Origin of the sequence: Thiolapillus sp., assembly GCF_048562965.1 — a bacterium.
GTDB lineage: Bacteria > Pseudomonadota > Gammaproteobacteria > Chromatiales > Chromatiaceae > Thiolapillus > Thiolapillus brandeum_A.
Window position 1 is genome coordinate 1 of the sequence record NZ_JBHNMF010001351.1, and the last position, 682, is coordinate 682.

At 51.2% G+C, this 682-nt stretch carries 1 protein-coding gene; it reads left to right on the forward strand.

Going from position 1 to position 682, the window contains the following annotated elements; all coding sequences use genetic code 11:
- On the forward strand, positions 1 to 365 hold a 365-nt coding region (locus ACOCD2_RS24255), incomplete at its 5' end, for a cation-translocating P-type ATPase C-terminal domain-containing protein (protein WP_294032170.1).
- Positions 366 to 682: the final 317 nt, after the last annotated feature.

The window sequence follows — 682 nt, forward strand, 5'->3', positions numbered from 1 at the left end:
TAGCGGGGACTCTGGGTATTCTGTTCTGGGGGATGCAGCACCGGAGTGAACAACAGGCGTTGACCCTGGCTTTCACCACCTTTGTGCTGTTTCAGGTTTTCAACGCATTCAATGCGCGGGCAGAGACCGGGACGACCTTCAACCGCACATTCTTTCACAATCGCAGTTTGTGGCTGGCCTTGATTGGAGTGGTTGTTCTGCAAATCCTGGTGGTTCACTGGCCTCTTATGCAGCAGCTGTTCGGTACAACAGCCTTGTCGGGAATAGACTGGATACTGGCGGTGCTTGTCGCTTCTTCTGTTCTGATTCTCGAGGAAATGCGCAAGGCAGTTCAGCGCGCATGGCAGAGAATATTCAGATCCTGATCTGCTACAAAAGCAGAATCACTGCCACTGTTACAACTGCAATGAACAGTGCTTTCAAGCCCGACCACAACCATAGTGTGTTGCTGATCCTTCCCAGGAACACACCCAGGATGAATATGCACAGCAGACCGGTGGCAATGGCGGTGAGGAAAGGCGACAAAGGGAGTTCGTATCCCTGCCGGGCAACAAACAAAGGAGGTAACTACTCACCCCTAAGATGAGTACAAGCCTGCCTCGATGGATCTACAATCGCTTTTTCATGTCTGTAGAGGCTTGACATCATAGTACGCCGAGTCTATGCTATTGACCCAACACAT